25 protein-coding genes and 1 pseudogene are annotated in these 13,170 nt (G+C 63.7%); all 26 read right to left on the reverse strand.

All coding sequences use genetic code 11. The features are described from left to right. Window positions 1-53 precede the first annotated feature (53 nt). Window positions 54-443, reverse strand: a complete 390-nt coding sequence (gene rpsK, locus IP69_RS18160) for a 30S ribosomal protein S11 (protein ID WP_054144247.1) — start codon at window positions 441-443, stop codon at window positions 54-56. Between the two features lie 173 nt (window positions 444-616). Then, window positions 617-985, reverse strand: coding sequence for a 30S ribosomal protein S13 (gene rpsM / locus IP69_RS18165; protein ID WP_054144248.1), 369 nt, complete (start codon window positions 983-985; stop codon window positions 617-619). Between the two features lie 237 nt (window positions 986-1,222). Beyond that, on the reverse strand, window positions 1,223-1,807 hold the full coding sequence (locus IP69_RS18170; RefSeq protein ID WP_054144249.1) for an adenylate kinase: 585 nt from the start codon (window positions 1,805-1,807) through the stop codon (window positions 1,223-1,225). Next, a complete protein-coding gene (gene secY, locus IP69_RS18175; RefSeq protein ID WP_054144250.1) occupies window positions 1,807-3,144 on the reverse strand; it encodes a preprotein translocase subunit SecY in 1,338 nt (445 codons plus the stop codon). The genes IP69_RS18170 and secY overlap by 1 nt, the downstream gene beginning before the upstream one ends. A gap of 121 nt (window positions 3,145-3,265) precedes the next feature. Beyond that, entirely contained in the window at window positions 3,266-3,745 is a 480-nt protein-coding gene (gene rplO, locus IP69_RS18180) for a 50S ribosomal protein L15 (protein ID WP_054144251.1), read from the reverse strand. A gap of 13 nt (window positions 3,746-3,758) precedes the next feature. Then, a complete protein-coding gene (rpmD, locus tag IP69_RS18185; protein ID WP_054144270.1) occupies window positions 3,759-3,956 on the reverse strand; it encodes a 50S ribosomal protein L30 in 198 nt (65 codons plus the stop codon). 10 nt (window positions 3,957-3,966) lie between these two features. Next, window positions 3,967-4,521 (reverse strand): 30S ribosomal protein S5, encoded by a 555-nt coding sequence (rpsE, locus tag IP69_RS18190; RefSeq protein ID WP_054144252.1) that lies wholly within the window; start codon window positions 4,519-4,521, stop codon window positions 3,967-3,969. 144 nt (window positions 4,522-4,665) lie between these two features. After that, on the reverse strand, window positions 4,666-5,028 hold the full coding sequence (rplR, locus tag IP69_RS18195; protein WP_054144253.1) for a 50S ribosomal protein L18: 363 nt from the start codon (window positions 5,026-5,028) through the stop codon (window positions 4,666-4,668). 5 nt (window positions 5,029-5,033) lie between these two features. Beyond that, window positions 5,034-5,567 (reverse strand): 50S ribosomal protein L6, encoded by a 534-nt coding sequence (gene rplF, locus IP69_RS18200; protein ID WP_054144254.1) that lies wholly within the window; start codon window positions 5,565-5,567, stop codon window positions 5,034-5,036. Between the two features lie 33 nt (window positions 5,568-5,600). Next, a complete protein-coding gene (rpsH, locus tag IP69_RS18205) occupies window positions 5,601-5,996 on the reverse strand; it encodes a 30S ribosomal protein S8 (protein ID WP_082359449.1) in 396 nt (131 codons plus the stop codon). 12 nt (window positions 5,997-6,008) lie between these two features. Then, window positions 6,009-6,314 (reverse strand): 30S ribosomal protein S14, encoded by a 306-nt coding sequence (rpsN, locus tag IP69_RS18210; RefSeq protein WP_054144256.1) that lies wholly within the window; start codon window positions 6,312-6,314, stop codon window positions 6,009-6,011. A 36-nt stretch (window positions 6,315-6,350) separates the two neighbouring features. Next, window positions 6,351-6,917, reverse strand: a complete 567-nt coding sequence (rplE, locus tag IP69_RS18215; protein WP_054144257.1) for a 50S ribosomal protein L5 — start codon at window positions 6,915-6,917, stop codon at window positions 6,351-6,353. Beyond that, complete coding sequence (gene rplX / locus IP69_RS18220) at window positions 6,910-7,227, reverse strand: 50S ribosomal protein L24 (RefSeq protein WP_054144258.1); 318 nt, start codon at window positions 7,225-7,227, stop codon at window positions 6,910-6,912. The genes rplE and rplX overlap by 8 nt, the downstream gene beginning before the upstream one ends. Continuing rightward, entirely contained in the window at window positions 7,227-7,595 is a 369-nt protein-coding gene (rplN, locus tag IP69_RS18225) for a 50S ribosomal protein L14 (RefSeq protein ID WP_054144259.1), read from the reverse strand. Before rplN ends, rplX begins: the two co-directional genes overlap by 1 nt. 208 nt (window positions 7,596-7,803) lie before the next feature. Beyond that, complete coding sequence (gene rpsQ / locus IP69_RS18230) at window positions 7,804-8,049, reverse strand: 30S ribosomal protein S17 (protein ID WP_054144260.1); 246 nt, start codon at window positions 8,047-8,049, stop codon at window positions 7,804-7,806. Between the two features lie 11 nt (window positions 8,050-8,060). Then, entirely contained in the window at window positions 8,061-8,273 is a 213-nt protein-coding gene (gene rpmC, locus IP69_RS18235; RefSeq protein ID WP_054144261.1) for a 50S ribosomal protein L29, read from the reverse strand. 11 nt (window positions 8,274-8,284) lie between these two features. Further along, entirely contained in the window at window positions 8,285-8,698 is a 414-nt protein-coding gene (rplP, locus tag IP69_RS18240; RefSeq protein ID WP_054144262.1) for a 50S ribosomal protein L16, read from the reverse strand. A gap of 19 nt (window positions 8,699-8,717) precedes the next feature. Continuing rightward, window positions 8,718-9,425: a 30S ribosomal protein S3 gene (gene rpsC, locus IP69_RS18245; RefSeq protein ID WP_054144263.1), complete on the reverse strand. Its 708-nt coding sequence runs from the start codon at window positions 9,423-9,425 to the stop codon at window positions 8,718-8,720. A 10-nt stretch (window positions 9,426-9,435) separates the two neighbouring features. Next, complete coding sequence (rplV, locus tag IP69_RS18250; protein WP_054144264.1) at window positions 9,436-9,819, reverse strand: 50S ribosomal protein L22; 384 nt, start codon at window positions 9,817-9,819, stop codon at window positions 9,436-9,438. Between the two features lie 3 nt (window positions 9,820-9,822). Beyond that, window positions 9,823-10,101, reverse strand: a complete 279-nt coding sequence (gene rpsS, locus IP69_RS18255; protein WP_054144265.1) for a 30S ribosomal protein S19 — start codon at window positions 10,099-10,101, stop codon at window positions 9,823-9,825. A gap of 8 nt (window positions 10,102-10,109) precedes the next feature. Continuing rightward, on the reverse strand, window positions 10,110-10,952 hold the full coding sequence (rplB, locus tag IP69_RS18260) for a 50S ribosomal protein L2 (RefSeq protein WP_054144266.1): 843 nt from the start codon (window positions 10,950-10,952) through the stop codon (window positions 10,110-10,112). Between the two features lie 16 nt (window positions 10,953-10,968). Continuing rightward, on the reverse strand, window positions 10,969-11,277 hold the full coding sequence (locus IP69_RS18265; protein WP_054144267.1) for a 50S ribosomal protein L23: 309 nt from the start codon (window positions 11,275-11,277) through the stop codon (window positions 10,969-10,971). Then, window positions 11,274-11,894: a 50S ribosomal protein L4 gene (gene rplD, locus IP69_RS18270; RefSeq protein ID WP_054144268.1), complete on the reverse strand. Its 621-nt coding sequence runs from the start codon at window positions 11,892-11,894 to the stop codon at window positions 11,274-11,276. Before rplD ends, IP69_RS18265 begins: the two co-directional genes overlap by 4 nt. After that, a complete protein-coding gene (gene rplC / locus IP69_RS18275) occupies window positions 11,894-12,619 on the reverse strand; it encodes a 50S ribosomal protein L3 (protein WP_054144269.1) in 726 nt (241 codons plus the stop codon). The genes rplD and rplC overlap by 1 nt, the downstream gene beginning before the upstream one ends. Window positions 12,620-12,692: 73 nt before the next feature. Then, window positions 12,693-13,001: a 30S ribosomal protein S10 gene (rpsJ, locus tag IP69_RS18280; protein ID WP_043237115.1), complete on the reverse strand. Its 309-nt coding sequence runs from the start codon at window positions 12,999-13,001 to the stop codon at window positions 12,693-12,695. A gap of 82 nt (window positions 13,002-13,083) precedes the next feature. After that, window positions 13,084-13,170, reverse strand: a pseudogene (locus tag IP69_RS21555) (elongation factor Tu); the annotation flags it as partial.

Consider the following 13,170-nt stretch of genomic DNA (forward strand, 5'->3'; position numbering starts at 1 on the left):
GGCGGGCCGCCCCGGACAGGCGCCCGCCGGTGCGGGCGCCTCGAGGAACGGGTTCAGACGCGGCGGCGCTTGCGCGGGCGGCAGCCATTATGCGGGATCGGCGTCACGTCGCGGATCGAGGTCACGGTGAAACCGGCGGCCTGCAGCGCGCGGAGCGCCGACTCACGTCCCGAACCCGGGCCGGTGACCTCGACTTCGAGGGTGCGCATGCCATGCTCGGCGGCCTTGCGGGCGGCGTCCTCGGCGGCAACCTGAGCCGCATAGGGGGTCGACTTGCGCGAACCCTTGAAGCCCATCGTGCCGGCCGACGACCACGAGATCGTGTTGCCCTGCGCATCGGTGATGGTGATCATGGTGTTGTTAAACGAGGCGTTCACATGGGCGACGCCGGAAACGATGTTCTTGCGTTCGCGGCGCTTCACGCGCTGGGCTTCCTTGGCCATAGTCTTTCTTTCATCCTTCGAGCGCGCCCGTGATGCCAGGCGCTGGGGAGAGGTATTCTGCCGTCATGCTCAGGCTCGCCCCGAGCATCCCAGGCAGGAGAAGGCGCCATGTGGCGCCCTCGTCACGAGATCCTCGGGTCAGGCCCGAGGATGACGAACGCCGGTGGCGATCGTCACTTCTTCTTGCCGGCGATTGCCTTCGGCTTGCCCTTGCGGGTGCGGGCGTTGGTGTGCGTGCGCTGACCGCGAACCGGCAGGCCACGGCGATGGCGCAGGCCGCGATAGCAACCAAGGTCCATCAGGCGCTTGATGTTCATCGAGACTTCGCGACGCAGATCGCCCTCGACGAGGTAGTCACGATCGATGGCTTCACGGATCTGGAGAACCTCGGCGTCGGTCAGCTGGTTGACGCGACGCTCGTCGGCGATGCCGACCGTGGTGCAGATTTCCTTGGCCTTGGCCAGGCCGATGCCGTGAATGTACTGCAGGCCGATGACGACGCGCTTGTTGGTCGGAATATTGACGCCGGCGATACGTGCCATGATGATCTCTCCATGTCGGCCGTTCGACGCCCAATGGCGCCGCGGCGGTTATTGATGACCTCGCGCCGGTGGAGGCCGGCCTTTGCGAAGCGTTGAACCTGTTCCACGCGGGAATGCGACGTCGCTCCTTCTCACGAAGGTAACGGCATCGCTGACATGAAACCGGAGTTCGGGTCGTTAGTCGCTTGAAGACGCTGAGTCAACCCACAGACGCCAAGAAGCGTGCCAACTCCAAATTTAGTGCCCGAGCAGCGCCGTCTCGATCGCAGCTGTCACAGCGTCGATCGGCTGCATGCCATCGATCTCGATGACCTGGCCACGCGCCGCATAATAGGGCGTGACCACCGCTGTATCGCGATTATAGGCGTCGAGCCGGGCCGTGAAGACCTCGGGATCGTCGTCCTTGCGAACCGGCTGCCCGGCCGCCCTCGCCTCCTCGGCGCGCTTGACGATGCGTCCGACGAGCTTGCTCTGGTCGACTTTGAGTTCGAGCACCGTGTCCAGCGACAACCCCTTCGAGGCAAGCATGACATCGAGTGCCTCGGCTTGCGCCAGCGTCCGGGGAAACCCGTCCAAGATGAAGCCCTTCTTGCAGTCGGCCTCCTCGATGCGCTCGGCGACGATGCCGATGACGATTTCGTCCGAGACCAGACCACCGGCGTCCATCACGGCCTTGGCCTTGACGCCAATCGGGGTACCCGCAGCCACCGCCGCGCGCAACATATCGCCGGTCGAGAGCTGGGGAATGCCGTGCTTCGCGACGATACGCGCAGCCTGAGTGCCCTTGCCCGCCCCCGGCGGCCCCAGGAAAATAATACGCATCAGCGCTTCGCCCCTCGCAGCTTGGCCTTCTTCACCAGCCCCTCATACTGATGGGCCAGCAGATGTCCATGGACTTGCGCCACGGTATCCATCGTCGTCGTCACCACGATCAGCAGCGAAGTGCCGCCAAGCAGGATGATCGGGATCTGGGCATAGGTGATCATGAACTCCGGGATAAGACAGACGATAGTCAAATAGCCGGCCCCGAGCACCGTGATGCGCGTCAGGACGCGGTCGATATGCTCGGCGGTGCGCTCGCCCGGACGGATGCCCGGCATGAAGCCGCCATGCTTCTTGAGGTTGTCGGCCGTCTCGGTCGGGTTGAACACGATCGCGGTGTAGAAGAAGCAGAAGAAGATGATCAGCGCCGCGTAGAGGATCATGAACAGCGGCCGGCCATGCGCCAGATAGGTCGCGACAATCGACAGGAAGCCGGTGCCGCCCGACGCCTGCGAGAAGCTCGCGATCGTGGTCGGCAGCAGCAGCAGCGAAGATGCGAAGATCGGCGGAATCACGCCGGCAGTGTTGAGCTTCAACGGGAGGAACGAGGTCTGACCCTCATACATCCGGTTGCCGACCTGGCGCTTGGGATAATTGATCAGCAGGCGTCGCTGCGCGCGCTCCATGAACACGACGAAGGCGATGACGCAGATCGCCATCACCAGGATCAGCAGCAGGAGCCCCGTCGAGATCGCGCCCTGGCGGCCAAGTTCGAGCGTCTGGGCGAGCTGGGACGGGAACTCGGCGATGATGCCCGAGAAGATAATCATCGAGACGCCGTTGCCGATGCCGCGGCTGGTGATCTGCTCGCCGAGCCAGAGCAGGAACATCGTACCGCCAACCAGCGTCAGCGTCGTGGAGAGCAGGAAGAACGGGCCCGGCTCGAGCACGAGATTGCCCGAGCCCTGCAGGCCCACGCCGATCCCATAGGCCTGGAACACGGCCAGCACGAGCGTCAGGTAGCGCGTATACTGGTTGAGGACCTTGCGGCCCTGCTCGCCTTCCTTCTTCAGCGCCTCGAAGGTCGGAACGACGCTGGAGAGCAGCTGGATGATGATCGAGGCCGAGATATACGGCATGATCGCCAGCGCGAAGATCGCAAGCCGGCCGACGGCGCCGCCCGAAAACATGTTGAACAGGCCAAGCACGCCCGACTGCGTCTGCCTGAACAGATCGGCGACCGCATCCGGGTTCATGCCCGGCAGCGGGATGTAAGTTCCGATCCGGTAGATGATCAGCGCACCAAGGGTGAACCAGATCCGCTTCTTCAGCTCGTCCGCCTTGGCGAACGCCCCGAAGTTCAGGTTTGAAGCAAGCTGTTCAGCCGCCGATGCCATGCGTCCGGTCCTTGGTCTTCAGATCCATGAGCGCGCTGGTCTGCGCCCGGTCAAACAGTGAAACGGCGGCCAGGGCTTCTGGCCCGGCCGCCGTTCGCGATTCGTCATGTAAGCGTTGCGCTCACGCCTGTGAAGCGGCAGCCGCCAGGATCTTGACGGAACCACCAGCCTTCTCGATCGCCTCGACGGCCGACTTCGACGCGCCATAGACCTCGAAGGCGAGCTTCGTGGTGAGTTCGCCGACGCCGAGGATCTTGACGCCGTCCTTGGCCTGACGGGTGATCACGCCAGCGGCGACGAGCGCCTCGATCGTGACCGCGCCGTTGGCGTCGAGCTTGCCGGCTTCGATCGCCTGCTGGATGCGACCGAGATTGACCTCGTTCAGATCCTTGGCGAACAGGTTGTTGAAGCCGCGCTTGGGCAGGCGCCGATACAGCGGCATCTGGCCGCCTTCGAAGCCCTTGACCGCGACGCCGGAGCGGGCCTTCTGACCCTTGACGCCACGACCACCAGTCTTGCCCTTGCCGGAGCCGATGCCCCGGCCGACGCGGATGCGCGACTTGTGCGCGCCTTCGTTGTCACGGATGTCGTTGAGTTTCATCGAACGATACCCCTCACTTCGCGTCAATGACGCGCACGAGGTGCCTGACCTTATCGATCATGCCCCGCACGGACGGCGTATCGACCAGGGTCGACTGCCGGCGGATCTTGTTGAGCCCCAGACCGATCAGGGTCTGGCGCTGCGAAGCCTCGCGGCGGATCGGGCTGCCGATCTGCTCGACGACGACCATCTTGGTGTCTGACGTTGCCATGATTGCCACCTCACGCTTCGACAGCGGCGTCGGTGCCGGCATCGCGGCGACGCGTCTGCAGGGCCGAGACCTTGAGGTTGCGGCGCGCGGCGACGCCGCGCGGGCTGTCTTCGTTCTTCAGCGCGTCGAACGTCGCGCGAACGAGGTTGTACGGGTTCGAAGAACCGAGCGACTTCGACACCACGTCCTGCATGCCGACCGCCTCGAAGACGGCGCGCATCGGGCCGCCGGCGATGATGCCGGTACCGGCCGGAGCCGCACGCAGCACGACCTTGCCGGCGCCGTGACGGCCCTGGACGTCATGATGCAGGGTGCGACCCTCGCGCAGCGGGATGCGGACCAGGCCGCGCTTGGCGGCTTCCGTCGCCTTGCGGATGGCTTCCGGCACTTCACGCGCCTTGCCGTGACCGAAGCCGACGCGGCCCTTCTGGTCGCCGACGACGACGAGAGCGGCGAAGCCGAAGCGACGACCACCCTTCACCACCTTGGCGACGCGGTTGATGTGGACCAGACGGTCCACGAATTCTGAATCGCGCTCTTCGCGATCACGAGGCTCTCTCGCCATTGTCTTTCCTCTTACTTGCGCGGCCGCCGGGTCCATGCCCTGCGCCGCTCGCTCGAGCGTTCCTGACGGAACGACGTCTCAAAAACGGGGCTCGGCCCCTGCCCCGCGCTGGTGAGCGCGACTGCAGGGGCCGGGTAGCAGAACTCAGAAGTTCAGGCCAGCTTCGCGGGCCGCATCGGCCAGCGCCTTGACGCGGCCGTGATACATATAGGAGCCGCGGTCGAAGACCACGTCCTTCACGCCCGCCTTGACGGCGCGCTCGGCGATCAACTTGCCGATCGTCGCAGCCGCCTCGACATTCGCGCCCGACTTGATGTCGGTGCGGATGTCCTTGTCCAGGCTCGAGGCCGACGCGACGGTAACGCCCTTCACGTCGTCGATGATCTGGGCATAGATCTGCTTGCCGGTGCGATGCACCGAAAGGCGGGCGCGGCCATTGGCAACAGCCTTGATCGCGCGGCGGACGCGGGCCTTGCGGCGCGCAGTGTTGTCTGTCTGCTTGCTCATGGCGGTTACTTCTTCTTCCCTTCCTTGCGGAAGATGAATTCGCCGGCGTATTTGACGCCCTTGCCCTTATAGGGCTCGGGCCCGCGATAGTCGCGGATTTCGGCGGCGGTCTGGCCGACCACCTGCTTGTCGATGCCGGTGATGACGATTTCGGTCGGCTTCGGCGTCACGATCGCAACCCCTTCCGGGATCGCATAGTCGATGTCGTGGCTGTAGCCCAGCGAGAGCTTCAGAACCTTGCCGTTGACGGCGGCCTTGTAGCCGACGCCGTTGATCTCAAGCTTCTTCTCGAAGCCCGACGTGGTGCCGAGCACGAGATTGGCGATGCGGGCACGCGAAGTGCCCCAGAGCGAGCGAGCGCGCTTGCTCTGCGAACGCGGCTGAACCGCGATCTCGCCATTCTCCATGGCGACCGAAACGTCATCGGGCACGGTGAAGGAGAGTTCCCCCTTCGCGCCCTTGATCTTGACGAGCTGGCCGGCGACGTTGGCGGTGACGCCAGCGGGAACCGGAACAGGCTTCTTACCGATACGAGACATTGGATTTCTCCTGAAAACGAGCGGCGCGGAAGGTCAGAAGACCTTGCAAAGCACTTCGCCGCCCACGTTCTGCTCGCGGGCAAGATGATCGGGCATCACACCCTTCGGTGTCGAGATGATGGTCACGCCAAGGCCGTCGGCCACGCGGGGCATCGTCTCCACCGAAGAATAGACGCGGCGGCCGGGCTTGGACACACGCGAGATCGACCGGATGACCGGCAGTCCCTCATGGTACTTCAGCTCGATATCGAACTCGGTCCGGCCATTGCCGAACTCGGTCTGGGTGTAGCCGCGGATGTAACCCTCGGACTGAAGCACATCGAGGACACGGGCCCTCAGCTTCGAACCGGGCGTCGAAACGCGCGACTTGCGCCGCATCTGCGCATTGCGGATGCGGGTCAGCATATCTCCAAGCGGATCAATGATCACGATGCGTACTCCTCACCAGCTCGACTTGACGAGGCCGGGAACCAGCCCCTTGTTGCCGAGCTCGCGCAGCGCAATGCGCGACATCTTCAGCTTGCGGTACACGGCGCGCGGACGCCCCGTGACTTCGCAGCGATTGCGCACGCGGTTAGGGGCCGAGTTGCGCGGCAGTTCGGCCAGCTTGAGGCGAGCGAGGAACCGCTCGTCCATGGACTGGCTTTCGTCATTAGCGATCGCGAGAAGCCGCGCGCGCTTGCCGGCGAATTTCTTCACCATCCGCTTGCGGGCATTGTTGTTCTCGACGGAGCTCTTCTTAGCCATCGATCTCTCCTGGTTTCCGCGTATGAACGCTTAAGTTCACTGCCGGAACGGGAAGTTGAAGTGCTTGAGCAAGGCGCGTGCCTCGTCGTCCGACTTCGCAGTCGTGCAGACGATCACGTCCATACCCCAGACCTGGTCGACCTTGTCGTAGTTGATCTCGGGGAACACGATGTGCTCCTTGATCCCGAGCGCGAAATTGCCGCGCCCGTCGAACGACTTCGGGTTGAGGCCGCGGAAGTCACGAACGCGGGGAAGCGCGATGGTGACGAGACGGTCGACGAACTCGAACATCTTGGTCTTGCGCAGCGTGACCTTGCAGCCGACCGCCATGTTCTCGCGCAGCTTGAAGCCGGCGATGGCGAGGCGGGACTTGGTGATGACCGGCTTCTGGCCGGCAATCAGGGCGAGGTCGCCGGCGGCGTTGTCGACCTTCTTGCGGTCGGCGGTCGCTTCGCCAACGCCCATGTTGATGACGACCTTCTCGATGGTCGGCACTTCCATAGCGTTCTTGTAGCCGAACTCGGCGATCATCGCCGGACGAACGACGTCCTCGTAATGCTGCTTCATGCGCGGCGTAAGCGCCGCCTGCTGGTTCTCAGCCATCGATCAGATCCCCCGAACGCTTGGCGAAACGGACCTTGCGGCCATCATCCAGGACCTTGAAGCCGACGCGGGTCGGCTTGCCATCCTTGGGATCGGCCACGGCGAGATTCGACAGGTCGATGGTGGCTTCCTTGGAAATGATGCCGCCTTCAGACTGCGCCGAAGCCTTGGTGTGCTTCTTGACCATCATGACGCCACGCACGATCGCGCGGGCATCCTTCGGGATGACCTGGAGCACTTCGCCAGCCTTGCCCTTGTCACGGCCGGCCAGCACGACGACCTTGTCGCCCTTCTTGATTTTCGCAGCCATCACAGCACCTCTGGCGCAAGCGAGATGATCTTCATGTGGTTCTTGGCGCGCAATTCGCGCGGAACCGGTCCGAAGATACGGGTGCCGACAGGCTCCTTCTGGTTGTTGATCAGCACGGCCGCGTTGCGGTCGAACCGGATCACCGAACCATCGGCGCGCTTGACGTCCTTGGCGGTGCGAACGACGACCGCCTTCATGACGTCGCCCTTCTTCACGCGGCCGCGGGGAATGGCTTCCTTGATCGAGACGACGATGATGTCGCCAATGCGGGCATAGCGCCGCTTCGACCCGCCGAGAACCTTGATGCACATCACGCGACGGGCGCCGGAATTATCCGCGACCTCGAGATTCGTTTGCACCTGGATCATGGCCTTGATCCTTCCAGTGTGTATCAGCGCGGTTTCCCGAAAGCATCAGCGCCTTCGGGACTACGACTGACGGGGGTCGATCGCCCCCTGGCCTCAAAACAAAGCACGAACCGCAAAAGTGCCACGCACTCTTGCGGCTGACATGCCCGACTCCGTATTCCGCCCTCCCCGCTGCCCGAAAGAACCGGGCGGCGAAGACCGCGACGACCTACGCCTTGTTGGGGGCGCCGTCGAGCAAAACCCAGCTTTTCAGCTTGGAAATGGGCTTGGACTCCTCGATCCAGACCTGATCCCCGACCTTCACCACCTGCGCCTCATCATGGGCGTGATAGTTCTTGGTACGGCGAACCGTCTTCTTGAGGAGAGGGTGCGTATAGCGCCGCTCGACCTTGACCACAACAGTTTTGTTCTGCTTGTCGCTGACGACGACGCCCTGCAGCACGCGCTTCGGCATTGTCTGACTCCTCAGGCGCTCGCCGCGACGGTCTTGGACCGCTGCAGCGTCTTGATGCGGGCGATGTCCTTGCGGACTTCGGTCACCCGGGCGGTGTTTTCGAGCTGGCCGGTGGCCTTCTGAAAGCGCAGGTTGAACTGCTCCTTCTTGAGCTTCAGGAGTTCGTCCTGGAGCAGGTCCACGCTCATGGCGGTCAGGTCGGACAGGCGTTGCGAAGCTTTCATCTTGTCCTCCCTTACTCGGCGATGCGCTGGATGAAGCGCGTCTTGATCGGCAGCTTGGCCGCGCCGAGGCGCATGGCCTCGCGAGCGGTCTCTTCCGGCACGCCGTCGATCTCGAACATGATCCGGCCCGGCTTGACCTTGGCTGCCCAGAATTCAGGCGCGCCCTTGCCCTTGCCCATGCGGACTTCGGTCGGCTTCTTCGACACCGGAACGTCCGGGAAGATGCGGATCCAGACGCGGCCGGCACGCTTCATCGCACGGGTGATCGCGCGGCGGGCCGCCTCGATCTGCCGCGCGGTGACGCGCTCGGGCTCCTGGGCCTTCAGGCCGAACTGGCCGAAGTTCAAATCCGTGCCGCCCTTGGCGACGCCAGCGATGCGCCCCTTGAACTGCTTGCGGAACTTCGTCTTTTTTGGTTGCAACATGGCTTTTCTCGATCAGCCTTTATGCATGCTCGCGACGATGGCCACCGCCGGAACGGCTGCCCTCATCTGCCATGCGCTTGTCCTGGGCCATCGGGTCGTGTTCGAGGATCTCGCCCTTGAAGATCCAGACCTTGATGCCGCACGTGCCATAGGTGGTGAAGGCGGTGCCGACACCGTAATCCACATCGGCGCGCAGCGTGTGCAGCGGCACGCGACCTTCGCGATACCATTCCAGACGCGCGATCTCAGCGCCGCCGAGACGGCCCGAGCAGTTAATGCGGATGCCCTCGGCGCCCAGACGCATGGCCGACTGAACGGCCCGCTTCATGGCGCGGCGGAACGCAACGCGACGCTCGAGTTGCTGCGCGATCGAGTCGGCGACCAGCGTCGCGTCGATCTCGGGCTTGCGCACCTCGACGATGTTGATCGTCACATCCGCCTTGGTCAGCTTCATCACCGACTTGCGGAGCTTCTCGATATCGGCGCCCTTCTTGCCGATCACCACGCCCGGACGAGCCGAGTGAATGGTGACGCGGCACTTCTTGTGCGGGCGCTCGATGATGATCTTGGAGATCGCGGCCTGCTTCAGCATCTTCATGAGGGAGGCGCGGATCGCCATATCCTCATGCAGGAGCTTGCCGTACTCGCCCTTCTGCGCAAACCAGCGCGAATCCCAGGTACGGTTGATGCCGAGGCGAAGCCCGATCGGATTGATTTTCTGACCCATCGTTCTCTCCTCAGGCCTTGGCCGCGGCGACTTCGCGCACGATGATCGTGATGTTCGCGAACGGCTTCAGGATGCGGGCGCCACGACCGCGGGCGCGGGCATGGAAGCGCTTCATCACGAGGGCCTTGCCGACGAAGGCCTGGGCCACGACGAGATCGTCGACGTCGAGATCATGATTGTTCTCGGCATTGGCGATCGCGCTCTGCAGGCACTTGCGCACATCCAGCGAGATCCGCTTGCGCGAGAACTCGAGATCGGCAAGCGCGGTCGAGACCTTCTTGCCGCGGATGAGCTGGGCGAGGAGGTTGAGCTTCTGCGGCGAGACGCGAAGGTTGCGAGCGATCGCGACGGCTTCGTTCTCAGGCAGCGCACGGGGGGCTGATGCTTTTCCCATGGCTTACTTCCTCTTCGCCTTCTTGTCGGCGGCGTGGCCGTGGAAGGTGCGCGTCGGCGAAAACTCGCCGAACTTGTGGCCCACCATTTCCTCGGACACGTTCACCGGCACATGCTTGTGCCCGTTATAGACGCCGAACGTCAGACCGACGAACTGCGGGAGGATCGTGGAGCGACGGCTCCAGATCTTGATAACCTCAGACCGGGCCGCCGAACGGGCAACCTCGGCCTTTTTCAGAAGGTATCCGTCGACAAACGGACCTTTCCAAAGCGAACGCGCCATGACGGACCTCAGTTCTTCTTCTTGCGGGCGTGACGGCTCGACACGATGAACGTATCGGTCCGCTTGTTCGAGCGGGTCTTCTTGCCCTTGGTCGGCTTGCCCCAGGGGGTAACCGGGTGACGACCGCCCGAGGTGCGGCCTTCGCCGCCGCCATGGGGATGGTCGACAGGGTTCATCGAGACACCGCGGTTATGCGGGCGACGACCGAGCCAGCGCGAGCGCCCGGCCTTGCCGTCATTCCGGTTCATGTGGTCGGGGTTCGAAACCGCGCCCACCGTAGCATAGCACAGGCCGCTGATCAGGCGCTGCTCGCCCGAATTCAGGCGGATGATGACATAGCCCTGGTCGCGACCGACGATCTGGGCGTAGTTGCCGGCGGACCGGGCAAGCTGCCCGCCCTTGCCGATCTTCAGCTCCAGATTGTGGACGATCGTGCCGATCGGCAGCGAGCCCATGGGGGCGGCGTTGCCGGGCTTCACGTCGACCGACGGACCCGAGATCACGCTGTCGCCGACGGCGAGGCGCTGCGGGGCCAGGATATAGGCCTGCTCGCCATCGGCGTACTTGATCAGCGCGATGAACGCCGTGCGGTTGGGATCATATTCCAGCCGCTCGACGACGGCCGGGATGCCATCCTTGCCGCGACGCTTGAAGTCGATCAGGCGCAGCGTCCGCTTGTGTCCACCGCCGCGGAAGCGGACGGTGATGCGGCCGAGATTGTTGCGGCCGCCGGAGGACGACTTGCCCTCCGTCAGCACCTTCAGGGGCTTGCCCTTGTAGAGCTCACTGCGGTCGACGATCACGAGCTGGCGAAGGCTCGGCGTGACCGGCTTGAAATGCTTCAAAGCCATGGTTTGCGATCCTTCCTTACAGGCCGGTGGTCACGTCGATGGAGTGACCTTCCTCGAGGGTCACGACCGCCTTCTTGACGTCCGAACGCTGGCCGAGCCGGCCCCGGAAGACCTTCATCTTGCCTTCGGTGACGAGCGTATTGACGCTCTTCACCTTGACGTCGAACAGCTTCTCGATCGCCGCCTTGATCTGCGGCTTGGTCGCGGTCTTGGCGACCTTGAAGACGACCTTGTTATGCTCGGAGAGCATCGTCGCCTTTTCGGTGATCACCGGGCCACGAATGACGTCGTAGTGGCGCGGGTCCAGATTCTTCGCCGTGCTCATGTGAAGCGCGCCTCCAGCGCATCGACAGCCGCGCGGGTCAGGACAAGCTTGTCGCGACGCAGGATGTCATAAACGTTGATGCCCTGGATCGGCAGGACGTCGACATTCGGAATCGAACGTGCCGCCAGGCCGAAATTCGTGTCGATCTCGGCGCCGCCGATCACCAGCGCGCTGGAGAGCTCCAGCTTGCCGAAATGACCGAGCAGAACCTTGGTCTTCGGCTCGGACAGCTTGGCGTCATCGATGATGATGATGCCGCCGGTCTTGGCCTTGGACGACAGCGCATGGCGAAGAGCCAAAGCACGGACCTTCTTGGGCAGATCGTGAGCGTGGTCGCGCACGATCGGACCGAAAGCCTTGCCGCCGCCGCGGAACTGCGGAGCAGACGCCGCGCCGTGACGAGCGCCGCCGGTGCCCTTCTGCTTGTAGATCTTCTTGCGGGTGCGGTCGACTTCCGACCGGCCCTTGGACTTGTGCGTACCGGCGCGGCGCTTGGCGAGCTGGTAGCGCACCATGCGGGCAAGGATGTCGGCGCGCGGCTCAAGGCCGAAGATCGCATCCGAGAGCTCGACCGAGCCGGCCGAGCCACCCTCGAGAGTGGTGATATCGAGCTTCATCACGCGTTCTCCTCAACCGTCTCGGCTGCGGGAGCCGGCGCATCGCCGCCATTCAGCTTGAACTTGCCCGGAAGCGGAGCATCCTTGGGCAGAGCGCGCTTGATGGCGTCGCGCACATGGATCCAGCCGCCGGCATGACCGGGGACGGCGCCTTCGACCAAGATCAGGCCGCGCTCGACATCCGTCTGGACGACGCGCAGGTTCTGCGTGGTCACGCGCTCGGCGCCGAGATGGCCGGGCATCTTCTTGTTCTTGAAGGTCTTGCCAGGGTCCTGACGACCGCCGGTCGAACCGATCGAGCGATGCGAGACCGAAACACCGTGCGTGGCGCGAAGACCACCGAAGTTCCAGCGCTTCATGCCGCCAGCGAAGCCCTTGCCCAGCGTCGTGCCGGAGACATCGACGAACTGGCCGACGACGAAATGATCCGCCGTGATTTCGGCGCCGACCGGGATCAGCGCATCATCGCTGACGCGGAACTCGACGACCTTGCGCTTGGGCTCGACATTGGCGACGGCGAAATGGCCGCGCTCCGCCTTCGAGACATTCTTGACCTTCGCCAGGCCCGATCCGAGCTGAACGGCGGCATAGCCGTTCTTCTCGACCGTGCGATGAGCGACGACCTGGCAGTTATCGATTTTCAGCACGGTGACCGGGATATGTTCGCCGGCATCGGTGAAGATGCGGGTCATCCCGACTTTCTGTGCAATCACACCGGAACGCATCGGTGCATACCTTCCCTTGGGGTCATACTCATCCAGCCAAAACGCTGGAGGCAGAGGACCCGGCTAAAACAAATCAGAGCTTGATTTCGACGTCGACGCCGGCAGCGAGATCAAGCTTCATGAGGGCGTCGACCGTCTGCGGGGTCGGGTCGACGATATCGAGAACCCGCTTGTGGGTCCGCATTTCGAACTGCTCGCGCGACTTCTTGTCGATGTGCGGCGAGCGGTTGACCGTGAACTTCTCGATGAGCGTGGGCAGCGGGATGGGCCCGCGGACCTGGGCGCCCGTCCTCTTCGCGGTCGACACGATCTCGCGCGTCGAAGCGTCGAGAATGCGGTGGTCGAACGCCTTGAGGCGGATCCGGATGTTCTGACCGTTCATGGTACTTTTCTTCCTGAGGCGAATGGCGATCGGCGAGTGGCGAGTGGCAGATAAAGCCACCCGCTATTCGCTATTGGCCTCTTCAAGCGATGATGCTGGCGACGACGCCGGCACCGACGGTGCGGCCGCCTTCGCGGATGGCGAAGCGCAGCTTCTCTTCCATCGCGAT

Source organism: Allobosea sp. AAP35 (assembly GCF_001295925.1).
Taxonomy (GTDB): Bacteria; Pseudomonadota; Alphaproteobacteria; order Rhizobiales; family Beijerinckiaceae; genus Allobosea.

Excerpts from the sequence above, each read along its gene's own strand:
- IP69_RS18265 (WP_054144267.1), bottom strand. The coding sequence starts at position 11,277 with ATGAGCACGGCGAAGAATCTGGACCCGCGCCACTACGACGTCATTCGT.
- IP69_RS18170 (WP_054144249.1), bottom strand. The coding sequence starts at position 1,807 with ATGCGTATTATTTTCCTGGGGCCGCCGGGGGCGGGCAAGGGCACTCAG.
- rplF (WP_054144254.1), bottom strand. The coding sequence starts at position 5,567 with ATGTCTCGTATCGGTAAGAAGCCTGTTCCGGTTCCCGCTGGCGTCACC.
- rpsN (WP_054144256.1), bottom strand. The coding sequence starts at position 6,314 with ATGGCTAAGAAGAGCTCCGTCGAGAACAACAATGCCCGCAAGCGGATG.
- rpsJ (WP_043237115.1), bottom strand. The coding sequence starts at position 13,001 with ATGAACGGTCAGAACATCCGGATCCGCCTCAAGGCGTTCGACCACCGC.
- rpmD (WP_054144270.1), bottom strand. The coding sequence starts at position 3,956 with ATGGCAACGTCAGACACCAAGATGGTCGTCGTCGAGCAGATCGGCAGC.
- rpsK (WP_054144247.1), bottom strand. The coding sequence starts at position 443 with ATGGCCAAGGAAGCCCAGCGCGTGAAGCGCCGCGAACGCAAGAACATC.
- rpsQ (WP_054144260.1), bottom strand. The coding sequence starts at position 8,049 with ATGCCGAAGCGCGTGCTGCAGGGCGTCGTCGTCAGCGACAAGCAGAAC.
- rplX (WP_054144258.1), bottom strand. The coding sequence starts at position 7,227 with ATGGCTGCGAAAATCAAGAAGGGCGACAAGGTCGTCGTGCTGGCCGGC.
- rpsE (WP_054144252.1), bottom strand. The coding sequence starts at position 4,521 with ATGGCGAGAGAGCCTCGTGATCGCGAAGAGCGCGATTCAGAATTCGTG.
- rpsC (WP_054144263.1), bottom strand. The coding sequence starts at position 9,425 with ATGGGTCAGAAAATCAATCCGATCGGGCTTCGCCTCGGCATCAACCGT.
- rplC (WP_054144269.1), bottom strand. The coding sequence starts at position 12,619 with ATGCGTTCCGGTGTGATTGCACAGAAAGTCGGGATGACCCGCATCTTC.
- rplV (WP_054144264.1), bottom strand. The coding sequence starts at position 9,819 with ATGGGAAAAGCATCAGCCCCCCGTGCGCTGCCTGAGAACGAAGCCGTC.
- secY (WP_054144250.1), bottom strand. The coding sequence starts at position 3,144 with ATGGCATCGGCGGCTGAACAGCTTGCTTCAAACCTGAACTTCGGGGCG.
- rpmC (WP_054144261.1), bottom strand. The coding sequence starts at position 8,273 with ATGAAAGCTTCGCAACGCCTGTCCGACCTGACCGCCATGAGCGTGGAC.
- rplN (WP_054144259.1), bottom strand. The coding sequence starts at position 7,595 with ATGATCCAGGTGCAAACGAATCTCGAGGTCGCGGATAATTCCGGCGCC.
- rplO (WP_054144251.1), bottom strand. The coding sequence starts at position 3,745 with ATGAAACTCAACGACATCCGTGACAACGAAGGCGCGCACAAGTCGCGC.
- rplD (WP_054144268.1), bottom strand. The coding sequence starts at position 11,894 with ATGAAGCTCGATATCACCACTCTCGAGGGTGGCTCGGCCGGCTCGGTC.
- rplB (WP_054144266.1), bottom strand. The coding sequence starts at position 10,952 with ATGGCTTTGAAGCATTTCAAGCCGGTCACGCCGAGCCTTCGCCAGCTC.
- rplR (WP_054144253.1), bottom strand. The coding sequence starts at position 5,028 with ATGAGCAAGCAGACAGACAACACTGCGCGCCGCAAGGCCCGCGTCCGC.
- rpsS (WP_054144265.1), bottom strand. The coding sequence starts at position 10,101 with ATGGCGCGTTCGCTTTGGAAAGGTCCGTTTGTCGACGGATACCTTCTG.
- rplP (WP_054144262.1), bottom strand. The coding sequence starts at position 8,698 with ATGTTGCAACCAAAAAAGACGAAGTTCCGCAAGCAGTTCAAGGGGCGC.
- rpsM (WP_054144248.1), bottom strand. The coding sequence starts at position 985 with ATGGCACGTATCGCCGGCGTCAATATTCCGACCAACAAGCGCGTCGTC.
- rplE (WP_054144257.1), bottom strand. The coding sequence starts at position 6,917 with ATGGCTGAGAACCAGCAGGCGGCGCTTACGCCGCGCATGAAGCAGCAT.